General features: G+C 56.8%; 18 protein-coding genes. 3 read left to right on the top strand and 15 right to left on the bottom strand.

From position 1 onward, the window contains the following. Positions 1-213: 213 nt before the first annotated feature. From gpgS to gpgF, 3 genes are read left to right on the top strand one after another with little or no spacing between them, the layout of a single operon-like run. On the top strand, positions 214-1,329 hold the full coding sequence (gpgS, locus tag ACYQ12_RS06245) for an N-acetylglucosaminyl phosphatidylglycerol synthase (protein WP_459869188.1): 1,116 nt from the start codon (positions 214-216) through the stop codon (positions 1,327-1,329). Further along, positions 1,322-2,101 carry an N-acetylglucosaminyl phosphatidylglycerol deacetylase gene (gene gpgD, locus ACYQ12_RS06240; protein WP_459869186.1) on the top strand — a complete coding sequence of 260 codons (780 nt, stop codon included), beginning with the start codon at positions 1,322-1,324 and terminating at the stop codon, positions 2,099-2,101. The genes gpgS and gpgD overlap by 8 nt, the downstream gene beginning before the upstream one ends. Further along, positions 2,098-3,096 (top strand): glucosaminyl phosphatidylglycerol flippase, encoded by a 999-nt coding sequence (gene gpgF / locus ACYQ12_RS06235; RefSeq protein WP_459869185.1) that lies wholly within the window; start codon positions 2,098-2,100, stop codon positions 3,094-3,096. Before gpgD ends, gpgF begins: the two co-directional genes overlap by 4 nt. Before the next feature lie 48 nt (positions 3,097-3,144). Here the strand turns inward: gpgF and ACYQ12_RS06230 are convergent, their stop codons facing one another. The 15 genes from ACYQ12_RS06230 to ACYQ12_RS06160 form a co-directional block, all read right to left on the bottom strand. After that, on the bottom strand, positions 3,145-3,525 hold the full coding sequence (locus ACYQ12_RS06230; protein WP_459869183.1) for a GtrA family protein: 381 nt from the start codon (positions 3,523-3,525) through the stop codon (positions 3,145-3,147). Then, complete coding sequence (locus tag ACYQ12_RS06225; RefSeq protein ID WP_459869181.1) at positions 3,525-4,517, bottom strand: glycosyltransferase family 2 protein; 993 nt, start codon at positions 4,515-4,517, stop codon at positions 3,525-3,527. Before ACYQ12_RS06225 ends, ACYQ12_RS06230 begins: the two co-directional genes overlap by 1 nt. Positions 4,518-4,555: 38 nt before the next feature. Then, a complete protein-coding gene (gene rfbD / locus ACYQ12_RS06220) occupies positions 4,556-5,482 on the bottom strand; it encodes a dTDP-4-dehydrorhamnose reductase (protein WP_459869179.1) in 927 nt (308 codons plus the stop codon). Next, positions 5,479-6,024 (bottom strand): dTDP-4-dehydrorhamnose 3,5-epimerase, encoded by a 546-nt coding sequence (gene rfbC, locus ACYQ12_RS06215; protein ID WP_459869177.1) that lies wholly within the window; start codon positions 6,022-6,024, stop codon positions 5,479-5,481. Before rfbC ends, rfbD begins: the two co-directional genes overlap by 4 nt. Continuing rightward, on the bottom strand, positions 6,021-6,908 hold the full coding sequence (gene rfbA, locus ACYQ12_RS06210) for a glucose-1-phosphate thymidylyltransferase RfbA (protein WP_459869175.1): 888 nt from the start codon (positions 6,906-6,908) through the stop codon (positions 6,021-6,023). The genes rfbC and rfbA overlap by 4 nt, the downstream gene beginning before the upstream one ends. Next, positions 6,908-7,984: a dTDP-glucose 4,6-dehydratase gene (gene rfbB, locus ACYQ12_RS06205; RefSeq protein ID WP_459869173.1), complete on the bottom strand. Its 1,077-nt coding sequence runs from the start codon at positions 7,982-7,984 to the stop codon at positions 6,908-6,910. Before rfbB ends, rfbA begins: the two co-directional genes overlap by 1 nt. A 153-nt stretch (positions 7,985-8,137) precedes the next feature. Next, entirely contained in the window at positions 8,138-9,370 is a 1,233-nt protein-coding gene (locus tag ACYQ12_RS06200; RefSeq protein WP_459869171.1) for a Calx-beta domain-containing protein, read from the bottom strand. 149 nt (positions 9,371-9,519) lie between these two features. Beyond that, positions 9,520-10,290: a SapC family protein gene (locus ACYQ12_RS06195; RefSeq protein WP_459869169.1), complete on the bottom strand. Its 771-nt coding sequence runs from the start codon at positions 10,288-10,290 to the stop codon at positions 9,520-9,522. Between the two features lie 84 nt (positions 10,291-10,374). Next, positions 10,375-11,328, bottom strand: coding sequence for an OmpA family protein (locus tag ACYQ12_RS06190; protein ID WP_459869167.1), 954 nt, complete (start codon positions 11,326-11,328; stop codon positions 10,375-10,377). Then, positions 11,321-12,139 carry a motility protein A gene (locus ACYQ12_RS06185; RefSeq protein WP_459869165.1) on the bottom strand — a complete coding sequence of 273 codons (819 nt, stop codon included), beginning with the start codon at positions 12,137-12,139 and terminating at the stop codon, positions 11,321-11,323. Before ACYQ12_RS06185 ends, ACYQ12_RS06190 begins: the two co-directional genes overlap by 8 nt. A gap of 218 nt (positions 12,140-12,357) precedes the next feature. Continuing rightward, entirely contained in the window at positions 12,358-14,460 is a 2,103-nt protein-coding gene (locus tag ACYQ12_RS06180) for an autotransporter outer membrane beta-barrel domain-containing protein (protein WP_459869163.1), read from the bottom strand. Positions 14,461-14,855: 395 nt separating this feature from the next. Next, positions 14,856-16,109: a hypothetical protein gene (locus ACYQ12_RS06175; protein WP_459869161.1), complete on the bottom strand. Its 1,254-nt coding sequence runs from the start codon at positions 16,107-16,109 to the stop codon at positions 14,856-14,858. Next, positions 16,093-16,575, bottom strand: a complete 483-nt coding sequence (locus ACYQ12_RS06170) for a hypothetical protein (protein WP_459869159.1) — start codon at positions 16,573-16,575, stop codon at positions 16,093-16,095. Before ACYQ12_RS06170 ends, ACYQ12_RS06175 begins: the two co-directional genes overlap by 17 nt. 430 nt (positions 16,576-17,005) lie before the next feature. Then, positions 17,006-18,511 (bottom strand): glucosyltransferase domain-containing protein, encoded by a 1,506-nt coding sequence (locus ACYQ12_RS06165; RefSeq protein WP_459869157.1) that lies wholly within the window; start codon positions 18,509-18,511, stop codon positions 17,006-17,008. 718 nt (positions 18,512-19,229) lie between these two features. Beyond that, a complete protein-coding gene (locus tag ACYQ12_RS06160; RefSeq protein ID WP_459869155.1) occupies positions 19,230-20,156 on the bottom strand; it encodes a hypothetical protein in 927 nt (308 codons plus the stop codon). Positions 20,157-20,212 lie beyond the last annotated feature (56 nt).

Below are 20,212 nucleotides of genomic sequence, written 5' to 3'. Positions count from 1 at the left end.
GAACCTGAAGAGAATCAGGGGGCACCGCCTTGCCCCCTGCGTTCCTCTCGGCCATGCCGCCAGCGTCTCCTGACATTCCCCGCCGCCAGTACCGGCAGCGAGGGGCCTGCCAGGTTGATACGGCTATTGGGCATAACCGTCCGTCTGGCACAGCCACTCGTTCCGGCATGACCGTTCGAGGAATGTCAGCGATCCATGGAAAGGAGCGGTACGTTGCATATCGCCGATATCACCATGTTCTACGCGCCCGCCAGCGGCGGTGTCCGAACCTATCTCGAAGCCAAGCAGCGCCGTCTCGCCCAGTACCCCGATATCGCTTACCACCTGCTGATTCCGGGCCGCAAGGCATACCAAGATGGATATATCCACCGCCTCGCATCGCCGCCTCTGCCCTTCAGCCATGGCTATCGCTTTCCGCTGCGCCAGCGAGCCTGGCGACATGCGCTGGAAACGCTGCGCCCCGATATCATCGAAGCCGGCGACCCCTACGTGACCGCCTGGGCTGCATTGGATGCCGGCCAGAGGATGGGCATTCCCGTGGTGGGGTTCTATCACTCCGACCTGCCCCGCCTGATGGGCACCTTCTTCGGCCGTTGGGCCACACCACGTGCCGAAGACTACGTCAGGCGACTCTATACCCGCTTCGATCGCGTTCTGGCGCCCAGCCATGTCATGGTCGAGGATCTCCATCGGATCGGGCTCGACAACGTGCATCTTCAGCCGCTCGGGGTGGATCTCGATACCTTCCATCCCCGCCATCGCGATCCCGCCCTGCGTGACAGCCTGGGCCTCGCGAAGGGTACCCGGCTGCTGGTCTTCGCGGGACGCGCCGGCCCCGAGAAGAACATCGGCGAACTGCTCGACGTCGCTCGCCAGCTCGGTGACGGCTACCACCTGCTGCTGGTCGGCCCCCAGATGCCGACCCGCGTGCCCCGCAACGTCACCGTTCTCGGCTATACGCCGGCGGCCGAGGTTGCCCGCTGGCTGGCCAGCAGCGATGCCCTGCTACATGCCGGCACCGAAGAGACCTTCGGCCTGGTGGCGCTGGAAGCGATGGCCAGCGGCATACCGGTGGTCGCGGTACGGGCAGGCGCGCTGACCGAGAACGTGCCGCGCGAGTGTGGCATGTTGTGCGACCCTCATCAGCCCGAGGCCATGGCCCGCACGGTCCACGAGTTGTTCAAGCGTGATGTCGAGGCAATGGGCCGTGACGCCCGGCACTACGTCGAGCGACAACACGGCTGGGACGTGGTGCTCGATGGACTGGTCCGTCACTATCGCGAACTCACGGGCCTGACACCCCCACCCTCAAGGAGCCCGCATGGCTGAACGTTTCCTGGCCCTGGTCCTGCACGACGTGACCCCGGCCACCTGGCCCGACTATCGTGATTTCGTTGCCGAGGTGGACATCCTGGCCCGCCAGGTGGGCCCGATTCCGATCACCTGGCTGGTGGTGCCCGAATTCCATCACCACAGCGACTGCCGCCAGGACAGCGCCTTCCGGGCCCGGCTCGACGCACGCCTGGCCGCAGGCGACGAACTGGCCCTGCATGGCTATTATCATTGCGACGATGCGCCACCGCCGCGCACGCCCCGGGACTATTTCATGCGACGCTTCTATACCGTCGAAGGCGAGTTCTACTCGCTTGACGAGGCCGAGGCGCTGGAGCGCCTGGATGCCGGTATCGCCATGTTCGAGGCGTTCGACTGGCCGCTCGCGGGCTTCGTCGCCCCCGCCTGGCTGATGAGCGATGGCACTCGCCGTGCACTGACCCGACGTCCGCTGCGCTACACCAGCGACCCCCAGCATCTCTACCGGCTCCCCGAGTTCACCCGTATCGATGCACCGGGGCTGGTGTGGAGTGCGCGCAGCGCCTGGCGGCGCGGCATGTCGCGGCTGGTCAGCGAAGCTCAGCGGCGGCGTCACCGTGAGGCCCCTCTGCTGCGCCTGGGCCTGCACCCGGTCGACATGCGTCATGCCTGGGTCCGCGACTACTGGCTGACGACCCTGGCCACGCTGATTGCCGAAGGTCGGCGCCCCGTCACCAAGATCGACTGGCTGGACCGCCAGGCCGACCAAGGAACCTCCGCCGCCGCATGAAACGTACCTTACTGCTGCTGAGCGTGGGGCTGATCGCCGCGCTGGCGATTCCGCTGCTGCTCGGCGGGCAGGGCCTGTTTGCCCAGTTGCGGGCCTTTCCCGTCGACCAATTGCTGCTGATGCTCAGCCTGGTCGTGATCGGCTGGAACATCAACGCCATACGTCTGCGCCTGCTGCTGGCGGGACGCGCCGGTGCGCTCGGCCAGCCCAGGGCGCTGGGTATCGTGATGTCCGTCGAGTTCGCCTACTGTGCCACGCCTGGCGGCACGGGCGGGCCGGTCACGCTACTGGCGCTACTCGCCCAGCGCGGCATTCGCCCCGCCCAGGCCTCCGGAGTGTTCGCCGTCGATCAACTGACCGACCTGCTGTTCTTCCTCTCCGCGCTGATCGGCGTTTCGCTGTACGTGCTCGTCGAGGCGGTAAACCTGCAGCTCGGCTGGCTGGTGGGGCTGCCCGTGCTGCTCCTGGTCAGTGGCCTGGTGTGTCTGGTGCTGATACTGCGACACTATTCGCATCTGCTGAGACTTACCGGGCACTGGCTGCAACGGCTCAAGGTGCGCCACAAGACCCGCTTCGGGCTGGCCCGGCGACTGCTGCATTTTCGCAATTCGCTGATCGAGACCCTGCGCCTGCCACGCCGCACGCTGCTGCTGGTTTTCCTGCTCAGCACCGCGCACTGGCTGCTGCGCTACAGCGTGCTCTATCTGGCGGTACGTGGCCTGGGCCAGAGCATCGACTGGGCCTGGACCTTTCTGGTGCAGATGCTGTCGATGGCTGCCGGCCAGCTCAGCTTCCTGCCCGGCGGCGCGGGAGGCGCCGAGCTCACCTCCTCCGCCCTGCTCGCCCCGATGATGGGCAAGCAGAGCGCCGCTGCCGCCATTCTGATCTGGCGCTTCGTGACCTACTACTTCTATCTACTGGCCGGCGCCCCGGTCTTTCTGGCCATGGCCGGCCGTTCGCTCCTGTATCTGCTGCGGTCGCGGCGGGATCATTAAACTTCTGATTTCCAGGCGGCGGCATCCTTGTCCTGGCGAAATCCGGCTTTACTTAAATGCCCATAGCCGAGCCGCAAGATAGGACACGATCGGTACCAGTAACGTAGTTATTGTCAGCGCCACGTAATCCGGCAATTGTGTCACACCGAGCAAAATAGCCAGCAGACCGTTATTGAGAGCAAATCCAGCGAAGGCGACCACGAAGAACTTTGCAACGCTACCTTCGCTGTTGAAAGTGAAATGACGATGGCCCAAATATGAGAACGAGAACGCCACCAGAAAGGCAATAAAGTTCACGATCAGGGGCGACCAGTGTGGGGCGAAGTAGAGCAAGGTCCAGGCGACCACTAGATGGACGAGTGTCGCTCCCCCCCCTACGATCCCAAATCGAACGAGCTTACCGAACTCCTGCCTTGCCGACCCTGCCATTATGATGCCCGCTCCCGGTCGTATTCCGAGTGAGCGGCCACGCCATCCTCCCGGGAAGACAGGGCGTGACTATCGTACTCGACCAGATAGAGAGGGCGCTGCTTGGATTCGATGAACAGGCGACCGATGTACTCGCCCAGCACGCCGATCGAGATCAGCTGCATCGCCCCGAAGAAGAGTACAGCTGACATCAGCGAGGCATAGCCCGGCATATCGATGCCGAAGACCAACGTCTTGATGATAATGACCAGCATGTACATAAAACTGACAAGCGCCACGACACCGCCTATATAAGACCAGACCCTCAAGGGCCATGTCGAGAAGCTGGTCAGCCCGTCCAGGGCGAAATTCCACAATTTCCAGTAGTTGAACTTGGTCGTTCCAAAGCGTCGCGAAGGGCGCGAGTAAGGGACTCCGATCGAGCGATACCCCGGCCAGGAGAATAGTCCTTTCATGAAACGGTTGCGTTCAGGCAGTTTTTTCAATGCCTCGACGACACGTCTGTCGAGCAGCCGATAATCACCCGCATTGCTGGGGATGGGCGTGTGAGATACGCGATTGAACACCCGATAGAACATTCCCGCCGAGGCACGTTTACGTCGTGTATCCTCATGCCGTGAAACGCGTACGCCATAGACCGTGTCGTACCCCTCATCCTGCCATAGGCGCACGAACTCATGGATCAATTCGGGGGGGTCCTGAAGATCGACATCCATCGGAATCACCGCATCACCACGGGCATGATCGAGCCCCGCCGACATCGCGGCTTCCTTACCGAAATTACGTGACAGCTTTAGCCAGCGTATCCGCGAGTCGCGTTGAGCAGCCTCTTGCAGCCTGGCAGCAGTCGCATCGCTGGAACCGTCATCGATGAAGAGGATCTCGAGCTCGTAATCCACCTCACGCAGGGTGTCGAATATGGCATCAAGAAACGGCCCGATCGCCTCTTCCTCATCCTTGACAGGCACAACCAGTGATAAAATTTTATTCATGACAATCTACGCTTGGCGCCAAGGTCAGACATGACAGATCAATCGGTACGCGTAGCAGACAGCGACGCCAGACATGCCGAGAGAGGAATCTCCCATGATGGCAGTTGAACCCCGAAGCGCGTTTTAAGGCGAGATGTATCCAGCACGGAGTACTTGGGTCTTGCTGCGCGTTGCGGAAATTCACTGCTGGGGATGGGGTTGACCGTTATCGACGGCACCATTCCCATGTCGTGTGCCTCGCTGAGCAGCGTTTCAGCGAAACCATGCCAAGAGGTACATCCTCCACTGGTGAGATGCAATACTTCCGAGGCGAAACACCCCTCGCCACGCTCATGCCTCGCCTGATGGACGATATGCGCCGTCGCATCGGCAATATTGCGAGCCCAGGTAGGCGCCCCGAACTGGTCGTTGACCACGTTCAGGCTGTCACGCTGTTGAGCCAGGCGCAACATGGTCAACAGGAAGTTGCGTCCACGTGTGCCATATACCCAAGCGGTACGCAGGACAAGATGATCGGCGCCGCTGTCACGCAGGGCGATCTCACCTGCCAGCTTGGTTTGCCCGTAAACGCTGGCCGGAGCTGTCGCGTCATCCTCTCGGTAGGCACGCGAACTGCTACCATCAAAGACATAATCAGTCGAATAATGGACCACGAGGGCGCCCGCTTGACGCGCGCTCTCTCCGAGAACGCCCATAGCCTCGGCATTGATTCGCCTTGCCAGTTCGGGCTCATCCTCTGCCTGATCGACTGCGGTATAGGCTGCCGCATTGACAATCACGTCCGGCCGATACGATGCGACACGATCTCTCACCTGATCCAGGTCGCTCAGGTCGCATTCTCGACGCGTCAATGCCACCCCCTCGCCCAACGGCATCAGGCTGCGCTCCAGCTCCCAGCCGACCTGTCCTCCCGCTCCCAGCAACAGCCATTTCATGCCGGTGGATTTCATGGGCGAATCACTCATGAAAATACCTCCGCCTCACGGAAGGCCGCGCCGGCCAGGTCCTTGTCCGACAGTTGCAGCGAAGAGACCTCCGGCCAGTCGATGCCCAGCTCGGGGTCGTCGTAGCGGATGCAGCGCTCGGACTGGGGGTGATAATAATCCGTTGCCTTGTAGAGGAAATCGGCACTCTCCGAGAGCACCACGAAGCCATGCCCAAAGCCTTCCGGCACCCACAACTGGCGATGGTTATCCTCGGTGAGCTCGACGCCTGTCCAGCGGCCGAAGTTCGGTGAGCTGCGACGCAGATCGACCGCGACATCGAATACACGACCACGCGTCACCCGCACCAGTTTGCCCTGCGGCCGCTCCAATTGATAATGCAGCCCACGCAGCACACCGCGTGCCGAGCGGGAATGATTGTCCTGCACGAACTCGCGCGACAGCCCGGTCGCCTCCTGAAAGGCGCGCCGGTTGTAGCTTTCCATGAAGAAGCCGCGGGCATCGCCGAAGACCTTGGGCTCCAGGATCAATACTTCGGGAAGATCCGTCTCGATCGCTTTCATCGGTTACGCTCCCAGTCCGTGAGCAGCCGCTGCAGGTATTGCCCATAGCCACTCTTGGCCAGCGGCGCCGCCAACCGCAGAAGTTGCTCGTCGTCGATCCAGCCCCTACGCCAGGCGATTTCCTCGGGGCAGGCCACCTTGAGGCCCTGGCGATGTTCGAGGATGGCAATGAAATTGGACGCTTCCATCAGGGACTCATGCGTGCCGGTGTCCAGCCAGGCAAAACCGCGGCCCATGATTTCCACCGACAGATCGCCACGCTCGAGGTACAGGCGGTTGATGTCGGTGATCTCCAGCTCGCCCCGCGCGGAAGGCTTGAGATCGCGAGCGTAATCCACCACATCGGCATCGTAGAAGTAGAGCCCGCTCACCGCATAGGGCGACTTGGGATTGGCAGGTTTCTCTTCCAGAGAGGTGGCGCGGCCGGTGCTGTCGAAGTCGACCACGCCGTAGCGCTCGGGATCGTGGACGTGATAGGCGAAGACGCTCGCACCGCGAGTACGCGTCATGGCGTTATCGAGCAATTGCTGAAGATGGTGGCCATAAAAGAGGTTATCGCCGAGCACCAGTGTGCTCGGATGCCCCGCCAGGAACTCCTCGCCGATGATGAATGCCTGGGCCAGCCCGTCCGGCGACGGCTGCACCGCATATTCGAGATGGATACCCCATTGGCTGCCGTCACCCAGCAGCTGCTGGAAGCGCGGCGTATCCTGAGGGGTAGAGATGATCAGAACCTCATCGATCCCCGCCAGCATCAGCGTGGCCAGCGGATAATAGATCATCGGCTTGTCATAGACCGGCAATAACTGCTTGGAGACAGCCAGGGTTACCGGGTGAAGCCGCGTGCCGGACCCGCCGGCGAGAATGATGCCTTTACGTTTCATCAATCGTCATCCAATCCATAGTGTTGTCGCGTCCAATCGCGGTAGGCCCCACTGGTCACGTTGCGCACCCAATCGGTATTGTCCAGATACCATTGCACCGTCTTGCGCAGGCCACTGTCGAAGGTTTCCTGCGGCCGCCAGCCGAGTTCGCGCTCGATCTTGCTGGCATCGATGGCATAGCGCAGGTCGTGTCCGGGACGGTCCTTGACGAAGGTGATGAGCTCCGCATAACGGTCGATGCCTTCGGGATGATCCGGCGCCAGCTCGTCGAGCAGCGCGCAGATACGTTCCACCACGTCGAGATTGCGATGCTCGTTATGCCCGCCGATGTTGTATGTCTCACCGATTGCCCCCTTCTCCAGTACCTTGACCAGTGCCCGGGCATGATCCTCCACATATAGCCAGTCACGCACTTGACTACCATCACCGTAGACCGGTAGCGCACGCCCTGCCTGGGCATTAAGGATGATCAGGGGTATCAGCTTCTCGGGAAAATGGTAGGGGCCGTAATTGTTGGAGCAGTTGGTGACAAGGACCGGCAGACCATAGGTACGGAACCAGGCACGCACCAGATGGTCCGACCCCGCCTTGCTGGCCGAATAGGGAGAACTGGGAGCGTAAGGCGTCTCCTCGGTGAACAGGCCTTCGGGGCCATCCAGGTCGCCATAGACTTCGTCAGTGGAAATATGATGGAAGCGGAACTGCGCGCGCTGTGGCTCAGGCAGAGCGTCATGATACGCCCGCGCCACTTCGAGCAGCACGCCGGTCCCCATCAGGTTGGTGCGAATGAAGTCCGCCGGGCCATTGATGGAACGGTCGACATGGGACTCGGCAGCAAGGTGCATTACCGCGTCCGGCTGATGGCGGGAGAAGATATCGCGCATGGCTACGTCATCGCAGATATCGGCATGCTCGAAGGCATAGCGCGAGCTCTGCGTGACGCTTTCCAGCGACGCCAGATTGCCGGCGTAGGTCAGCTTGTCGACATTGACCACGTCATGATCGGTGTCGTTGATCAAATGACGAATTACTGCAGAGCCGATGAAGCCGGCCCCACCTGTCACAAGTATTTTCATTACGGCCAAATTCCCTGGGAAACGGCGCCATAGTTTACGGGCAGTGCCGCTCACGAAAAAGGGAAGTATGACAACAATGCAACAATTGGCCGATGCTAAAATACGAAAGCACTATTGTACTGAGCGGCATGGCGTGGCTTTAACAGGGGCAAGCTAGACCAGCCATGCAGTTTCCTCGGAGGCTGTCCCCATCAGTTCAACGCTATCGTCATCCACGATGGTTCGCTCGGCACGCAACGTCGCCTGGCCGTTGGCGAAGCGTCCCCCGAGCGGGTTGAAGATTTCCAGCGCGAACGTCTCGTCGCCTTCGATCCGTGTATCGCCGATGATCTCTACCGGAATCACCGCATGCGCTTCTCCCGGATAGAGCATCAGCGTATCCGCGACGGCGAGATAATCCTCACCCGCCGTCGCCGTGCCGTCCAGGGTACGATAACTCACGCTGGCCCCCTGGGCCGGCGGGTTGGGCAACTGCACCAGAAAGTAGGCCAGTGTCGTCCCGGTATCGCCCTCATCGATACGCAGCTCCACCTCCTCGGGGCGACTTGGTGCATCAAGCAGGCTATCGCGCACCGTCGTATCGATCCACTGCGCATGATGCGACACGCGCTGCAAGCCGGCGACCTCGCCGAAGCTGCTGTCGACGCTCTGGTTGATGTCAGGTTTGATACTGCCCTTCTGCAGTGAGGCGGCATAGGTCACTACACCGGCAATCCGACTATCGATGAAAGCCGGTCCGCCGCTGTCGCCACTGCTGATGAAGACCTCGTTCTCCCCCAGCCCCAGCTCGTCGATACCGAACAGCCGCCCCAAGGCATCCTGCTCGCGCTTGCCGTTATCGAAATCCGTCAGCAACTGGCTTCCCGGCTCCGTCGTCCATCCCTGAGATCGGGTAATGGGATCCAGGGTTTCACCCAAGGCATCGAAGGTATTGAATCCGGCCCGCTTGACCGGTGCGCCTCCGCTATCGATCTTGCCTGTATCGCCGGTAGCGGCCTGGCCGTATCCCACCAGCTGGGTTATCTGCCCCAGCTCATCCGAGTCGCGATAGAGAGCGTAGCGCTCGGCTTCCACCGGTGCCGGGGCATCGAGCAGTACCAGGGCGAGATCGTCATGGACCTCACCCTGACGGTATCCCGAAGGCAAGGGCAACAAGGTACCTTCCAGTCGAAGCAGGCCCAGGGGAAGCTCGAACGTCACGATGACATCCCCCACCGTGTTGCGCTCGAAAAGATGCGCTGCCGTCAGGATATGGCGACCGGTGGGCAGCAGGGTTCCGGTGCCGTAGAAACCCTCGGCGCTGACCTTCACGACACCATCCAATCCTTGGCCAGGTGATACCCGATAATCATCTTGCTGCGCAAAGGAGGTAGGGATGCTAGTCATGGGTTTATTCGCCGTACGGTTTCGGATACATCATTTTAGCCGCTTTTCGCCCCTTTCCCCTTAACAACAAGCAAACCCTACGCTTGCCCACATGACCTTTTTAAACGATAGGCATGGTGCCTCATCGACAAGTGCGCCCCGTCCGCGCCTCAGCTGTCGAAATCGAAACGCAGTTCGTCGTCGCCCTCACCGAAACTGAAATCCTCGTTCTGCATGGGTGTCTGATTCGCCAAGTATCTGGCTCGCTCGGTCAGCTGCGACAGCTGCTGCATGGAGAGCAACTGGGCATAGGCCAGCGGCAAGGCCCCGGCACGCCGCAGTTGCAGAAAGGCATCGCCCTCCAGCGCGTTGAGTGCGGTTTCGTTGATGCGATGCAGCCCATTGAGGGTCAGTGGCTTGTCGTCCGTCTCCACTTTCAGCGGCCAAGGCTCTACCACGCCCAGCTCGCCCAGAAGCCGACAGGCCTGATCGGTCAGTCGACGGTTGCGCTCGCGTTGCTGAAGGAATTCGAAGGTTTCCCGCACGCGTCTGGCGGGCTCGCCCTGATCGTCGAAGAACGCCTCGCCCTGATCCGCCGCTTCCAGGGTCATCGACTCGTTGACGCACAACACCCATTGGTCGTTCTCGCCCTGCCCCAGCGCGAAGGGATGCCCACGCAGCGCCGCCGGCACGTATCCGGCCAGCCAGCGGCCATCATGGTTGACGTACAGATTGCGCTCATTGCTCAGCCCCGTCAGTGCCACCAGCTGGTAGTGCTCGCCCTGCTGGACGAACCCCAGCGGGAAGTGTTTGATGGTCTGGGAGAGTTCAGCGAAGACGATGGGCACCACCGCCTGGTGAGCAGCAAACTCGTAACCGCGCTGGGGCAGCCAGTGCTGCTGCGCGTGACGCTCTCGGGAAACGGGGACAAAAGACGCCATGGTTACCTCGCTAGCAGAATATTGGGCATCCAGTGTCCCGAATGCCCAACATGGCTGCAAGGGTAAAACCCCTTGCATGCCCAGCTACCGCGTCTCGTGAACGATTACCTCGACTCGCCGGTTGGCCGCCCGCCCCTGCAGCGTGTCGTTGCTGGCGATCGGGTGGGTATCGGCATAACCGATGGCACGCATCCGAGAGGCATCGACGCCAGCATCGCTCAAGTAACGCAGTATCGACGTGGCACGCATGCTCGACAGTTCCCAGTTCGAGGGGAAGCGCGGCGTGTTGATGGGCCGGCTGTCGGAGTGGCCTTCCACTGAGATCGTGCCGTCGAACTGATTGAGCATGGTCACCAGCCGCTGTATCACTTCGCGCCCGGAATCGGTCAGCGCGGCATCGGCGGAGTCGAACAGCAGATGGTCCTGGATGCGCAGGTTGATGCCTTCCTTGATACGGGACACCTCGACACCGTCAATGCTCGGCAGCGCCATCGTCTCCTGCGATTTTTCCAGCGCTTCGGCCACCTCGACCGCCGTGGCCAGCGCCTGCGGATCGATGCTCGGTGACGCCGCGACCTGTCGCGCCGCTTCCAGTGCCGCATCGCTGATCGAAGACGCTTCCGCGACCCGAATCGCCGCCGCTTGCGCATGCGGCGTGATGCTGTCGACACCGACGACACCGACTGCCGCGGCAATGGCGCCCTCGGCGAGCGGCAACGTATCCATGGACGTTTTATCCGTGGGCTCTACCGGCTGCACAACGGCGAGCGCGGCGTGCTGCGCCATCGGCGTGATCATCACCGGCGGTGCCGAGATGGTGACCGCCGTTAATGTGTCATCACTTACCGGAGCGCCCTGCCTGAACAGCCCGCCCAGACTGCTCGCCTGCCCCGATACCGCCAGCAGCAGTACGAACAGCGCCACCAGCAGGGTCAGGATATCGATATAGCTGACCATCCAGGCATCGCCGTCCCGCTCATCGGGGGTGATGGCCAGCAGCGCGTCGTGCCGCGAGCCCGAGCGGTGCTGTTCAAGCATGGGTCACGGCCTCGCCGCTGTCGTCGTTCTTGCGCGGCAGCGCCTCGCGGATCTCGTCGTGATAGTTGGCCATGAACGAGTTCAGCGTCTCCTCGATGAAGGACGGCAGGCGCCGCTTGGACATCAGCGCCACGCCCTCGAGCACCATGTTCATGGCGATCAGGCGCTCCTCGGTGCGCCGCTCCAGCTTCACGGCAATGGGCTTGAAGACCAAGTTGGCGAGCAGGATGCCGTAGAAGGTCGTCAACAGCGCCACGGCCATGCGCGGCCCGATCTCGGCGAGATCCCCCGCATCCATCACCTCGAGCATGTTCACCAGCCCCACCAGCGTGCCCAGCATGCCGAAGGCCGGCGCGTAACTGGCCATGGTGCGGAAGATATGCGCCTCGGCCAGCTCTCGGGCCTTGAGCCGGGCGATACGCCAGCGCAGCAGGTCGATGATCTCCTCCTCCTTGGTATGATCGATCACCAACTGCACGCCGGTACGCAGGAAGGGATTGCGGGTGTCTTTCAGCGCCTGCTCCACGGCGCGGACGTTGCCCTTGAACCACAGCCGCGACATGTCGACGAGTTCCTTGATATCGTCATTGACATAGTTGTCCTCCCGGCGGAAGACGAGGCCCACCAGACGCACCACCCGTACCACCTCGCGCAGGGGGTAGCTGATGAAGGTGGCCGCCAGCGTACCGGTGATGACGATGACCAGGCCAGGCAGGTTGACGAAGCTCATCGCCGATTCGGCGCTAAGCAACAGGACACAGGCCAGCAACAGCATGCTGGCAACGATGCCGATCAGAGTGGAAGGATTCATGCGGGGTCCCGGATGGCTATGGCCTACCTAAAGAAACGGCGCCGCTCGCCGATATCCCGATAAGCCCAGGTTTCCATTGAAGGACCCAGCATAGGCCGTGTCAGCGACCAGCAAAGCGTGGAGTTGCGGCCAGTCACGGGCTCAGTTCTGCAAAACGAACTAACCCGGAGCCGAAGCCCCGGGTTAGTTCGATTGACGCTAGATCAACAAGACCTGGATCAAGTTAGTGTCATGACTTCTGTATCACTTGGAATACCCGCCAGTTGAATGGCGAAGTCATTATAGGAAACGCCGGCTTCCCCATTCACTTCGGTGACATTCCCCTCTGCGTCTGTTGAATCGATTTCCGTATCAGCATAGACATAAGTATTGCCGTCAAATTCGAAAGTAACGTAATCATTCGCATTTGCCGCCGATGCTGTAGCGGCACTCTCCAATGCCTCGGTCAGGGAGGCCGCACCACTGACATCAGCGCTGGCAAAGCTACTGACCGTTCCAATATCCAGCGTGTCGTTTGTTGAATCAAAGCCAGTAATGCTGTCTATCCGGTCACCATCACTACCTACGATAGAATTGTTGGCTACATTCAGCTTATCACTGCCCGCACCCAAGCGAATGCCCTCCTGGACATAAGCGGCACCGGTAAAGTCCAGGCCACCGAACAAGTTGGTTGCATCGATGGTACCGAATTGCCGGCCAGCTTCATCGTACGTTACGGCACCACTGCCCCAGAGATTAAGCGTACCACCGGTACCCGTGCCCTCTTCCGAGTCGTCGTAGACGCGCAGATCAAGCGTTTCATTACCCGTCGGGAAAACAGTGGAAACGTTTACCGTATCACCAGCATCGCGGAGGATAAGCGGAGAACCGCTTAGGCCGCCCTGACCATCGGGAACATTACCAGCAGTCGCCGTAACTATTTGTCCATATTGTCCGTTGATATTGCTGATGCTACCACCTGAAGCGAAGGTGAAATCATTCGTGCCTGTAAAATCCTGAGCATCGACTTCGACGTAGCCTTGGAAAATGACGGTTTCGACGTTAGTGACATCCGCGCTGACGGTTGCGCCACTGTTGATGTCATTGACTTCTTCACCGTCTGCATTAGTGCCTGGCACTTGGTCTATGGTCATGGCACTGGTAACGGTCAGCTTATCGTTTCCGGCACCGCCATCAATGCTGACGCTGGGAGTGCTGGTGTAGTCCGCGTTGACGGTGCCGAGGTCATCGACAGTCAGTTGGTCATCACCGCTACCCGCCGTGACAGTCGCTGCATCATCCAGCACGCCGCCGTTAACATCAAGGCTGGCAGTCATGGCAGACGCATCGAGATTCGCGCCCTGAGGAAGTGCGTTGCCAGACAGCGCCAAGCTTCCAGCACCATCAACCGTCACATTGGCCAGCCCGGCAGCCGCCGATGCACCCAGCTCCAAGCTGGAGTTGCTTGTAACAGTGAGCCCGAGTGACTGCAACATACCTGTCGGAGTTAAATTATCCTCCCCCGTATCTCCATACAAAAGGACATCCGAACTAGCGAGCTCAACCTGGGCGGAACTCATTTTATTGAGATTAAGGGTCATGGCGCTGTCTTCAACATACACACGCTTGCCCTCTACCCCCGTAATGTTGATCTGTTGGGTTCGATCATTGAACCCGGAGAAGAGAACCGCCCGGTAACCATCAAGGTCGTTAGGACCAAAGCTTGTTTGTGCTTCAGCACTAGCCTTTACCAGCAAGAACTCACCACCTTCATCTGGAACGGCTTCCTCTACCGGTACAGTAGGCGCAGAAAGCCCTTCTGCTTGACCATAAGCAAGAAAATGGCCCAAGGGAGTCAGGCCGGCAGCATCAAAGGCATTCAACACATCTTGGGTAGATTGGTATTGTGTTTCGCCATTGGTTTGTAGGTCAGCCAGCTTGGCTTGCAAGTAAGCGGAGCTATCAAAATCATTAGATGGATTAATGCCTTCACTTGCACCGTACTCTAAATAGTGCTGATAAACATTGCCATTCCAGGCACTCAAGAAATAATCTCGGGCTTCATCGATACTGTTAAAGTCAGAGCTTCCGTCATTGACCATATCTTGCGCTTTAGCGTAGATATATTCTTCAGAATTAAAATAGGCGTTAGGTGCCAAGCCTTCTTGATAACCGTACCGAATGTAGTGCTCTTCTGGCGTCAAACCGTAGTCATTGATCAGTGTCTGTTCCAAGGCAACGGTATCGGATCCCTGCCACTCTGCGCTGGTAGCTGGATCTGACTGGAGGGCGTCGAGCTTGGCGGTAAGATAATATTCTTTATTGAAACCTTGCAGGGCCATTCATTCTCTCCTTAGCTTAGCGCATGCTGAAAAACGCTGCGGTTATCCCAACCAAAGGTGAGTTCATTTAAAAACGCGAACCAAACAAACCTTTAGTCAGTGCGAACCATCCTGTTCGTTAACCTAGCCTAGCAGAGAGAACCGCATGCAAAGTAACAGATTGTTTGTTTTTTTATATAATGCATACAAAAATAAACATATTGGGCTTGAAATCTCACAAAATTCATCCACGCAACATAAAGCAAACCTGTACTCCAGGCACACTAACAAAACATCTCGCGTAATCGGTCACTTTTATTTATTAAAAAGCAACCGATTACCTAAACAAGCCCAACCTAGACTGCGATGATAAGACAAGCCTTCACTTACCAGCCAAGAGGAGTTCTCGTCCATGGTTAACTCTCGATGCTTGGTTTCCGGCCACTCATCATTTTGGATAAAACCAAGCAAGAATAGATTACCAGCAATACATCAGGGAGATATAAAATACGTGGCCCTGAGGCATAGATCGTCGGTGAAAAGGCTAAAGCCATGATCACGCCAAAGGAAAGTGTTAATACACCAAAATACTGCAATAACTCGCTACAACTATCTGATATATAAATAGCACAACAGGCCATAACACCATAAATGAGAAGAGTCAGAGCATAAGAGATAAAGATATCATAATCATACCAATTTTCAGGCCCAATAAACTCAGTGAATCTCAACTTTCCTGAAAAATGGCTGAGTTGCGTTTGACTCAATAGGCTATTAAAAATAAAAAAACCAAGAAGAGCTATGGCCAGGGGTTTCATACGCCATGATCGGTCTTTGGAACAAGTGACCAGAAATGTCATCACCACTGCGATCAAGAATATATTATTTGCGTCGTCACTTACATGGGCATTGACACGATCGACTCCCAGCATCAATTTTTCCCACAGACTCATACTGAGAAACTCTGGAAGCCAACTTATTTCGGACTGGAACCGATAATAATTTCCAGGAGCCAAAAAGAGGAAGCAAGCGCTTACTATGCCCAAGAGAAGTACTAAAAACTCAAAAAACACCTTTTCGCCTAAAATCTTACGATATATCATCACAGCAGAGAGACTGGCAATTAACGCTATCGCTACCTGCTCCTGCTGACAAGCTGTAACGATAGCAAGTGCGCCTAATGACTTGAAAAAAAGTGAACTTCCATGCTTGTTAACCACCACACAAAACCCATAAACCCCTAAAACCACCGGCAACAAATAATTGTAAAACCCCGTTATCCACCATGCCCCCCAAGCAGCGACCTGCCCACTTAGCATGAACATGAAAAAGGCAACCACCAAGCTACCGAAGTGCGGTGAGAAATGATGCTTCAGAGTAAGCTTCCAAATCTGATAGAATAAAAACAACAGGCTCGCCGGAATCGCAACCTTCCAGAACACCGGAAATCGTATCGTACTGACCATTATGGCTTCCAATAAAGTCCTACCGCTCCATTCTTGGTAGCGACTTTGAATAAAGTCCCATAGAGTACGGTCATCCAACACTGTAATATAGTAAGCATCATCGGCTACGTCCTGTAGCGATAGTCCCCTATAGACCATAACGAAGATAAACAGGAACAAGAAATAGACCACCCCCCGAATGTGGGCATTATCCTTGACAGTCATAATAAGCTCCGCGCCTTTCCCCTAAAAGGGATTCCTTAACGAGTGCAATTCTAGTAGGAAGAGATATTGTCTCTGACAGAAGCCCTGAGGAAGCAGAGAAGCCAACCGCACTATTTCGATAACTGATATCGAAATATTCATCAACATCGGGCCTAGGAATCACTCTAGATTTCATTCTAACCATGTTCCCGTTATCATCTTCAATGAACACCTCGGTTGGGGAATTTTTATCCTCCCCAACCACCAACGCCCACCCCCTGACAAGAACATGATCTGCTTCTATTTCACATGTATCGATATTCCCCAGAAAATCGTTTCCCGAAAAGAACAGCTGTTCAGAGTCAGCTATTTTCCCTCTATTCACAGAGACATAAAAGAAACCAGGCAGCGCTACTGCAAGAACAATAACTGCCCCCAATATTGCATCATGAACCCAATCCGGGAAAACACGTTTTCCGACACTCATATCAATCCCATCCAGACAATATTCTTACCATTATATTCACCACTCCAGTTTGCGACTGACACCACGCTTTTCTAATTCAGTCATTGTGTTTGTGTGATACTGAGGGAATGGTATAATGTATCTTACAAACGTTATAGAATCTTAATGCCTTTTTACTATCAATGATCAATAATGTCCAGCGTTGTATCCGTGAGGTGGGACCTACGCTCTTCTGAGAAATGTCTGCGCTCACTCATGCAGCGTTAAAAATCAGCTCAAATGATCATTTACACCACGTAAACCCCGCTTTATCGCTGATTCTTACCTTGCCGGAGTATCCGGACAGCACTTAATTTCGATTGGCACTGTCATTGACCTATTCAGTTAATGGACTATTTTTTCCCAACCAAAAAGTGAGCTACCACAACGAAAACTACACTCCACCTCACTCTTACTCAGATACGGAGAAAGGCAACCAGCCGCGCTTTTCTGCTAACTTTATTACTAATACACCCTGATATAAATATATGGAATTCGGATTCGGCCAAGTTGGAAGTTCATCTATAATTTTTAGAGCCTGCATTGTCTGGTACCGGTTAGCGGTATGAATATTCGCAAGACCATAGAAATCTAAAAAATGCTTCAAGCGGATGTTATTACCACCATCCCAAGCAAAGAAACTGCTTCCAAAAGTGCCAGACTGAGCTAGCTTATGATTGTCATCTCTCAGCATTCCTCCATGAAAATAAACTGGTGTATGCTTAAAATCGATATCAGGATATTTCTGATAAATTGACATTACAATACGATTGGCCAGCAAAACATCATGCTGCCGCACATAGCTATCCGAAGAAAATAGTTGAGTTATCCAAGCCGTGTGCAGGAGCAGAAGTATACCAGCCAAACCTGCCGGAAAACGCCATGACCAATTTCTTATTAAAAGAGATAATAGTATGGCCGCGGAACAGTTCATGCCGACCAGCATTCTGGCCGGTAGCGCATATTGACTAGTCACAGCCATAATAAATGGGAGCAATAAAATGCTCGCCAATAGTACCGCCTCCCATAGGTATCTGCCATGGTTTTTCCATAACCCTTGAACAATCAGCAGCATGGCAGCCAACGTTACAATGATGAAGCTGCCAGAGCCATAGAATGCCTGGCCACTCAGTATCCTCGCCGCTTCTCCAACAACGTGATTTAGATGAGCGCCTATTTCACCCTTCATGGATATAAACGAAGATAAATATCCTTTGTTGAATTGATCATAAGACTGATCATTGAAGACTAGTTGAAACGACTTCGCCAAGATCAAGTAAAGCAAGCAAGCGAAGGTCATCAGCAGCATAAAGGTAGCCAGCCTACGCCATTGAATACTAAACCGGCATGGCCCAAGCTCAGGGTTGGCAATCAAGGCAGCAAGAAACAACAAGGGAGGTATAACTATCAGTGCTTGGTAAATGGCCAACGCATACGTCCAAGCCAACAAGGCTACGAAATAGCAGCCCAAACGATTGACGCCATTTAAACCATCTACCCTTAAGAAAGCAATAACCCCCAATACGGCAAGCAGATAACCGATAGCAAAAGTATCTGCTTGATTTATGAAATGGAGCTGATAGGCCAACTGTGGCATGCTGACGAATACGATGCAAAACAATAGCGCCGCCCAGCGGGATAATTTAAGTAAGCCACTCGCCATAACGGCCGCATAAGCTATCGTTAATAATGCTATTAGATGGGTAAAATAAGGCGTAAATGGCTCTGGCAACAAAAAAGCCCTTAGCAGAGAATGCCCCCAACGGCCCAGAGCAATGGTATGTAGGAAATTATCTTGAAACTCTCCATCAATAGAGAGCGTAAAGTGGCTAAGCGGGTAAAAATATACCAGCCCCGCCGCCAAAAAGCTGATAGCAAACAAAGAGAAACGAGGCCCGCTTACTACAAAAGATAACATGATCAACTCACTTGAATCATTCACTATCCCCGAGCCGTTATGGGGCTAGGCTACAGGAAGCTCTGCCACTCCTAACATTCAACTGGCTGCCTGCCCTGCCCGAGAGCTAACAGCATAGTCCAGTATACTGCTTCACAGGTATTATGACATTGTTCAGTAGATATTTATGTCACGCTTCTGCTCGCTATCCTTGAGTACTGGCTGCTGCCGTGACGCTGGTAAGGCCAATGCAGGCTCGACCAGGTGTGAACGAAGGAATCTCTCGCTGGAAGGCATGAAGACAGTCACCGAGCGGCAGCCAGGTCTTCTGCCGAAAGGTGACGGCGGCGATTTCCTCCAGTGGCGTCTATAACGTGGAACGAGGGATCTTGGGCCCATCCGGGTATCTTAAACCGTCTCTCGAGCTACGCCACTTGCGTACGGTCTTGGAATTGATGCCGTAGTGGCGACTCAGCGACGATGCTGACCGAATCCGTCGATCGCTGTATTGCCTTTCGGATGGCGTGCGTAGTCGTGGCGCATTTGTGAGGAATCTGAGCTATGGCCGCCCTCCGATAAGGGTTCGTAGCATAGACCAGTACTCTTCGGGACCGCACCGCCAGGACCATCGCGCCATAGCCACGCGAGAGATTCTACAAAGGGCTACCCGATAACTCAGACCTCAGCGCAAAGGAACAATTGCCTCCCCCGACAGCCACCTGCTCGAGGCGCCCAATGCTTACCGGTGTGGCTGCCAACGCGCGTTGACCTCCAGCGCGGCCTTGACCGCGGCATTGCGCGCTGCCACGTCCTGATGACGACCTGACTTCCGAGCCCGACGACATCCAGCCAGTGCCTGCTCGCGACCGTCGCGGGGGGACTCGGGGAGCCTGAGCGATGGATCGCACCCCTCCCGCAACCGGGCAAACACCGCCTCATCGAGCGGTGAGGCCTTCAACGCCGCCTCGCTGGGACGAAAGGCCCCACGGCAGGTCAGCGCGATCAGGTAGTCGAACAGGCCATGCAACTGCGCCCTGCCACCCGGCTGAATCACTACCAGCGGAAAGTACGGCGCGAGGCCGGGCAGCAGGTGATTGGGCAGCACCCTCGCCTGCCAGTAGCGCTCGGCGACGCGGGTGAAATGGGCGTAGTCACGAATCGGTACCAGGCCGGAGTCGGCGAACGGCAACAGTTCCACCGACGGCTTGGCCGCGTCCACGGTGTCGTTGGCTACGTCCAGGTAGAGATCGCCCAGCAGGAAGGCATTCTGAAAGTACTGCCCACGCAGATCGCCCCACACCTGACGCAGCGTGCCGCCGTGATCGAGAAAGGCCCGCAGGGCACGATAGCCCGGCTCGGCGTCGGTGCCCGCCAACGGTTCATCGTTCAGGCTGGCCAGACGCCGCGCCATCGCCTGGCTGATCTCCAGGCACTGACCCAACGGATAGGGCTTGCCGAGCTTCTCGGGGCGTTGCTCGTGCAAGGGGCCATCCAGCTCGCGGCGCAGCCAGACGAACAGCCGCTCCAGATCTGCTCGGGCCGGCTGCAGAAAGCGTTGCGTGAGCGCCTTCTCACGGGCCGGATTCAGCAGACGCGGCTCATTAGGCAACAGCGGCAAGGGTGGCTGACGTGCCCGGGTGGTGTGGCGAACGAAGGATGGAGTCATGGGTTTTCCTCGGCTTCAACGAAAAAACCCCCGGCCGAAGCCGGGGGTTCTGTGGT

It is taken from the genome of Halomonas shantousis (genome assembly GCF_054654615.1).
This window is presented reverse-complemented; position numbering and strand designations above follow the sequence as displayed.

Excerpts from the sequence above, each read along its gene's own strand:
- gpgD (WP_459869186.1), top strand. The coding sequence starts at position 1,322 with ATGGCTGAACGTTTCCTGGCCCTGGTCCTGCACGACGTGACCCCGGCC.
- gpgF (WP_459869185.1), top strand. The coding sequence starts at position 2,098 with ATGAAACGTACCTTACTGCTGCTGAGCGTGGGGCTGATCGCCGCGCTG.
- ACYQ12_RS06230 (WP_459869183.1), bottom strand. The coding sequence starts at position 3,525 with ATGGCAGGGTCGGCAAGGCAGGAGTTCGGTAAGCTCGTTCGATTTGGG.
- ACYQ12_RS06225 (WP_459869181.1), bottom strand. The coding sequence starts at position 4,517 with ATGAATAAAATTTTATCACTGGTTGTGCCTGTCAAGGATGAGGAAGAG.
- rfbD (WP_459869179.1), bottom strand. The coding sequence starts at position 5,482 with ATGAGTGATTCGCCCATGAAATCCACCGGCATGAAATGGCTGTTGCTG.
- rfbC (WP_459869177.1), bottom strand. The coding sequence starts at position 6,024 with ATGAAAGCGATCGAGACGGATCTTCCCGAAGTATTGATCCTGGAGCCC.
- rfbA (WP_459869175.1), bottom strand. The coding sequence starts at position 6,908 with ATGAAACGTAAAGGCATCATTCTCGCCGGCGGGTCCGGCACGCGGCTT.
- rfbB (WP_459869173.1), bottom strand. The coding sequence starts at position 7,984 with ATGAAAATACTTGTGACAGGTGGGGCCGGCTTCATCGGCTCTGCAGTA.
- ACYQ12_RS06200 (WP_459869171.1), bottom strand. The coding sequence starts at position 9,370 with ATGACTAGCATCCCTACCTCCTTTGCGCAGCAAGATGATTATCGGGTA.
- ACYQ12_RS06195 (WP_459869169.1), bottom strand. The coding sequence starts at position 10,290 with ATGGCGTCTTTTGTCCCCGTTTCCCGAGAGCGTCACGCGCAGCAGCAC.
- ACYQ12_RS06190 (WP_459869167.1), bottom strand. The coding sequence starts at position 11,328 with ATGCTTGAACAGCACCGCTCGGGCTCGCGGCACGACGCGCTGCTGGCC.
- ACYQ12_RS06185 (WP_459869165.1), bottom strand. The coding sequence starts at position 12,139 with ATGAATCCTTCCACTCTGATCGGCATCGTTGCCAGCATGCTGTTGCTG.
- ACYQ12_RS06180 (WP_459869163.1), bottom strand. The coding sequence starts at position 14,460 with ATGGCCCTGCAAGGTTTCAATAAAGAATATTATCTTACCGCCAAGCTC.
- ACYQ12_RS06175 (WP_459869161.1), bottom strand. The coding sequence starts at position 16,109 with ATGACTGTCAAGGATAATGCCCACATTCGGGGGGTGGTCTATTTCTTG.
- ACYQ12_RS06170 (WP_459869159.1), bottom strand. The coding sequence starts at position 16,575 with ATGAGTGTCGGAAAACGTGTTTTCCCGGATTGGGTTCATGATGCAATA.
- ACYQ12_RS06165 (WP_459869157.1), bottom strand. The coding sequence starts at position 18,511 with ATGTTATCTTTTGTAGTAAGCGGGCCTCGTTTCTCTTTGTTTGCTATC.
- ACYQ12_RS06160 (WP_459869155.1), bottom strand. The coding sequence starts at position 20,156 with ATGACTCCATCCTTCGTTCGCCACACCACCCGGGCACGTCAGCCACCC.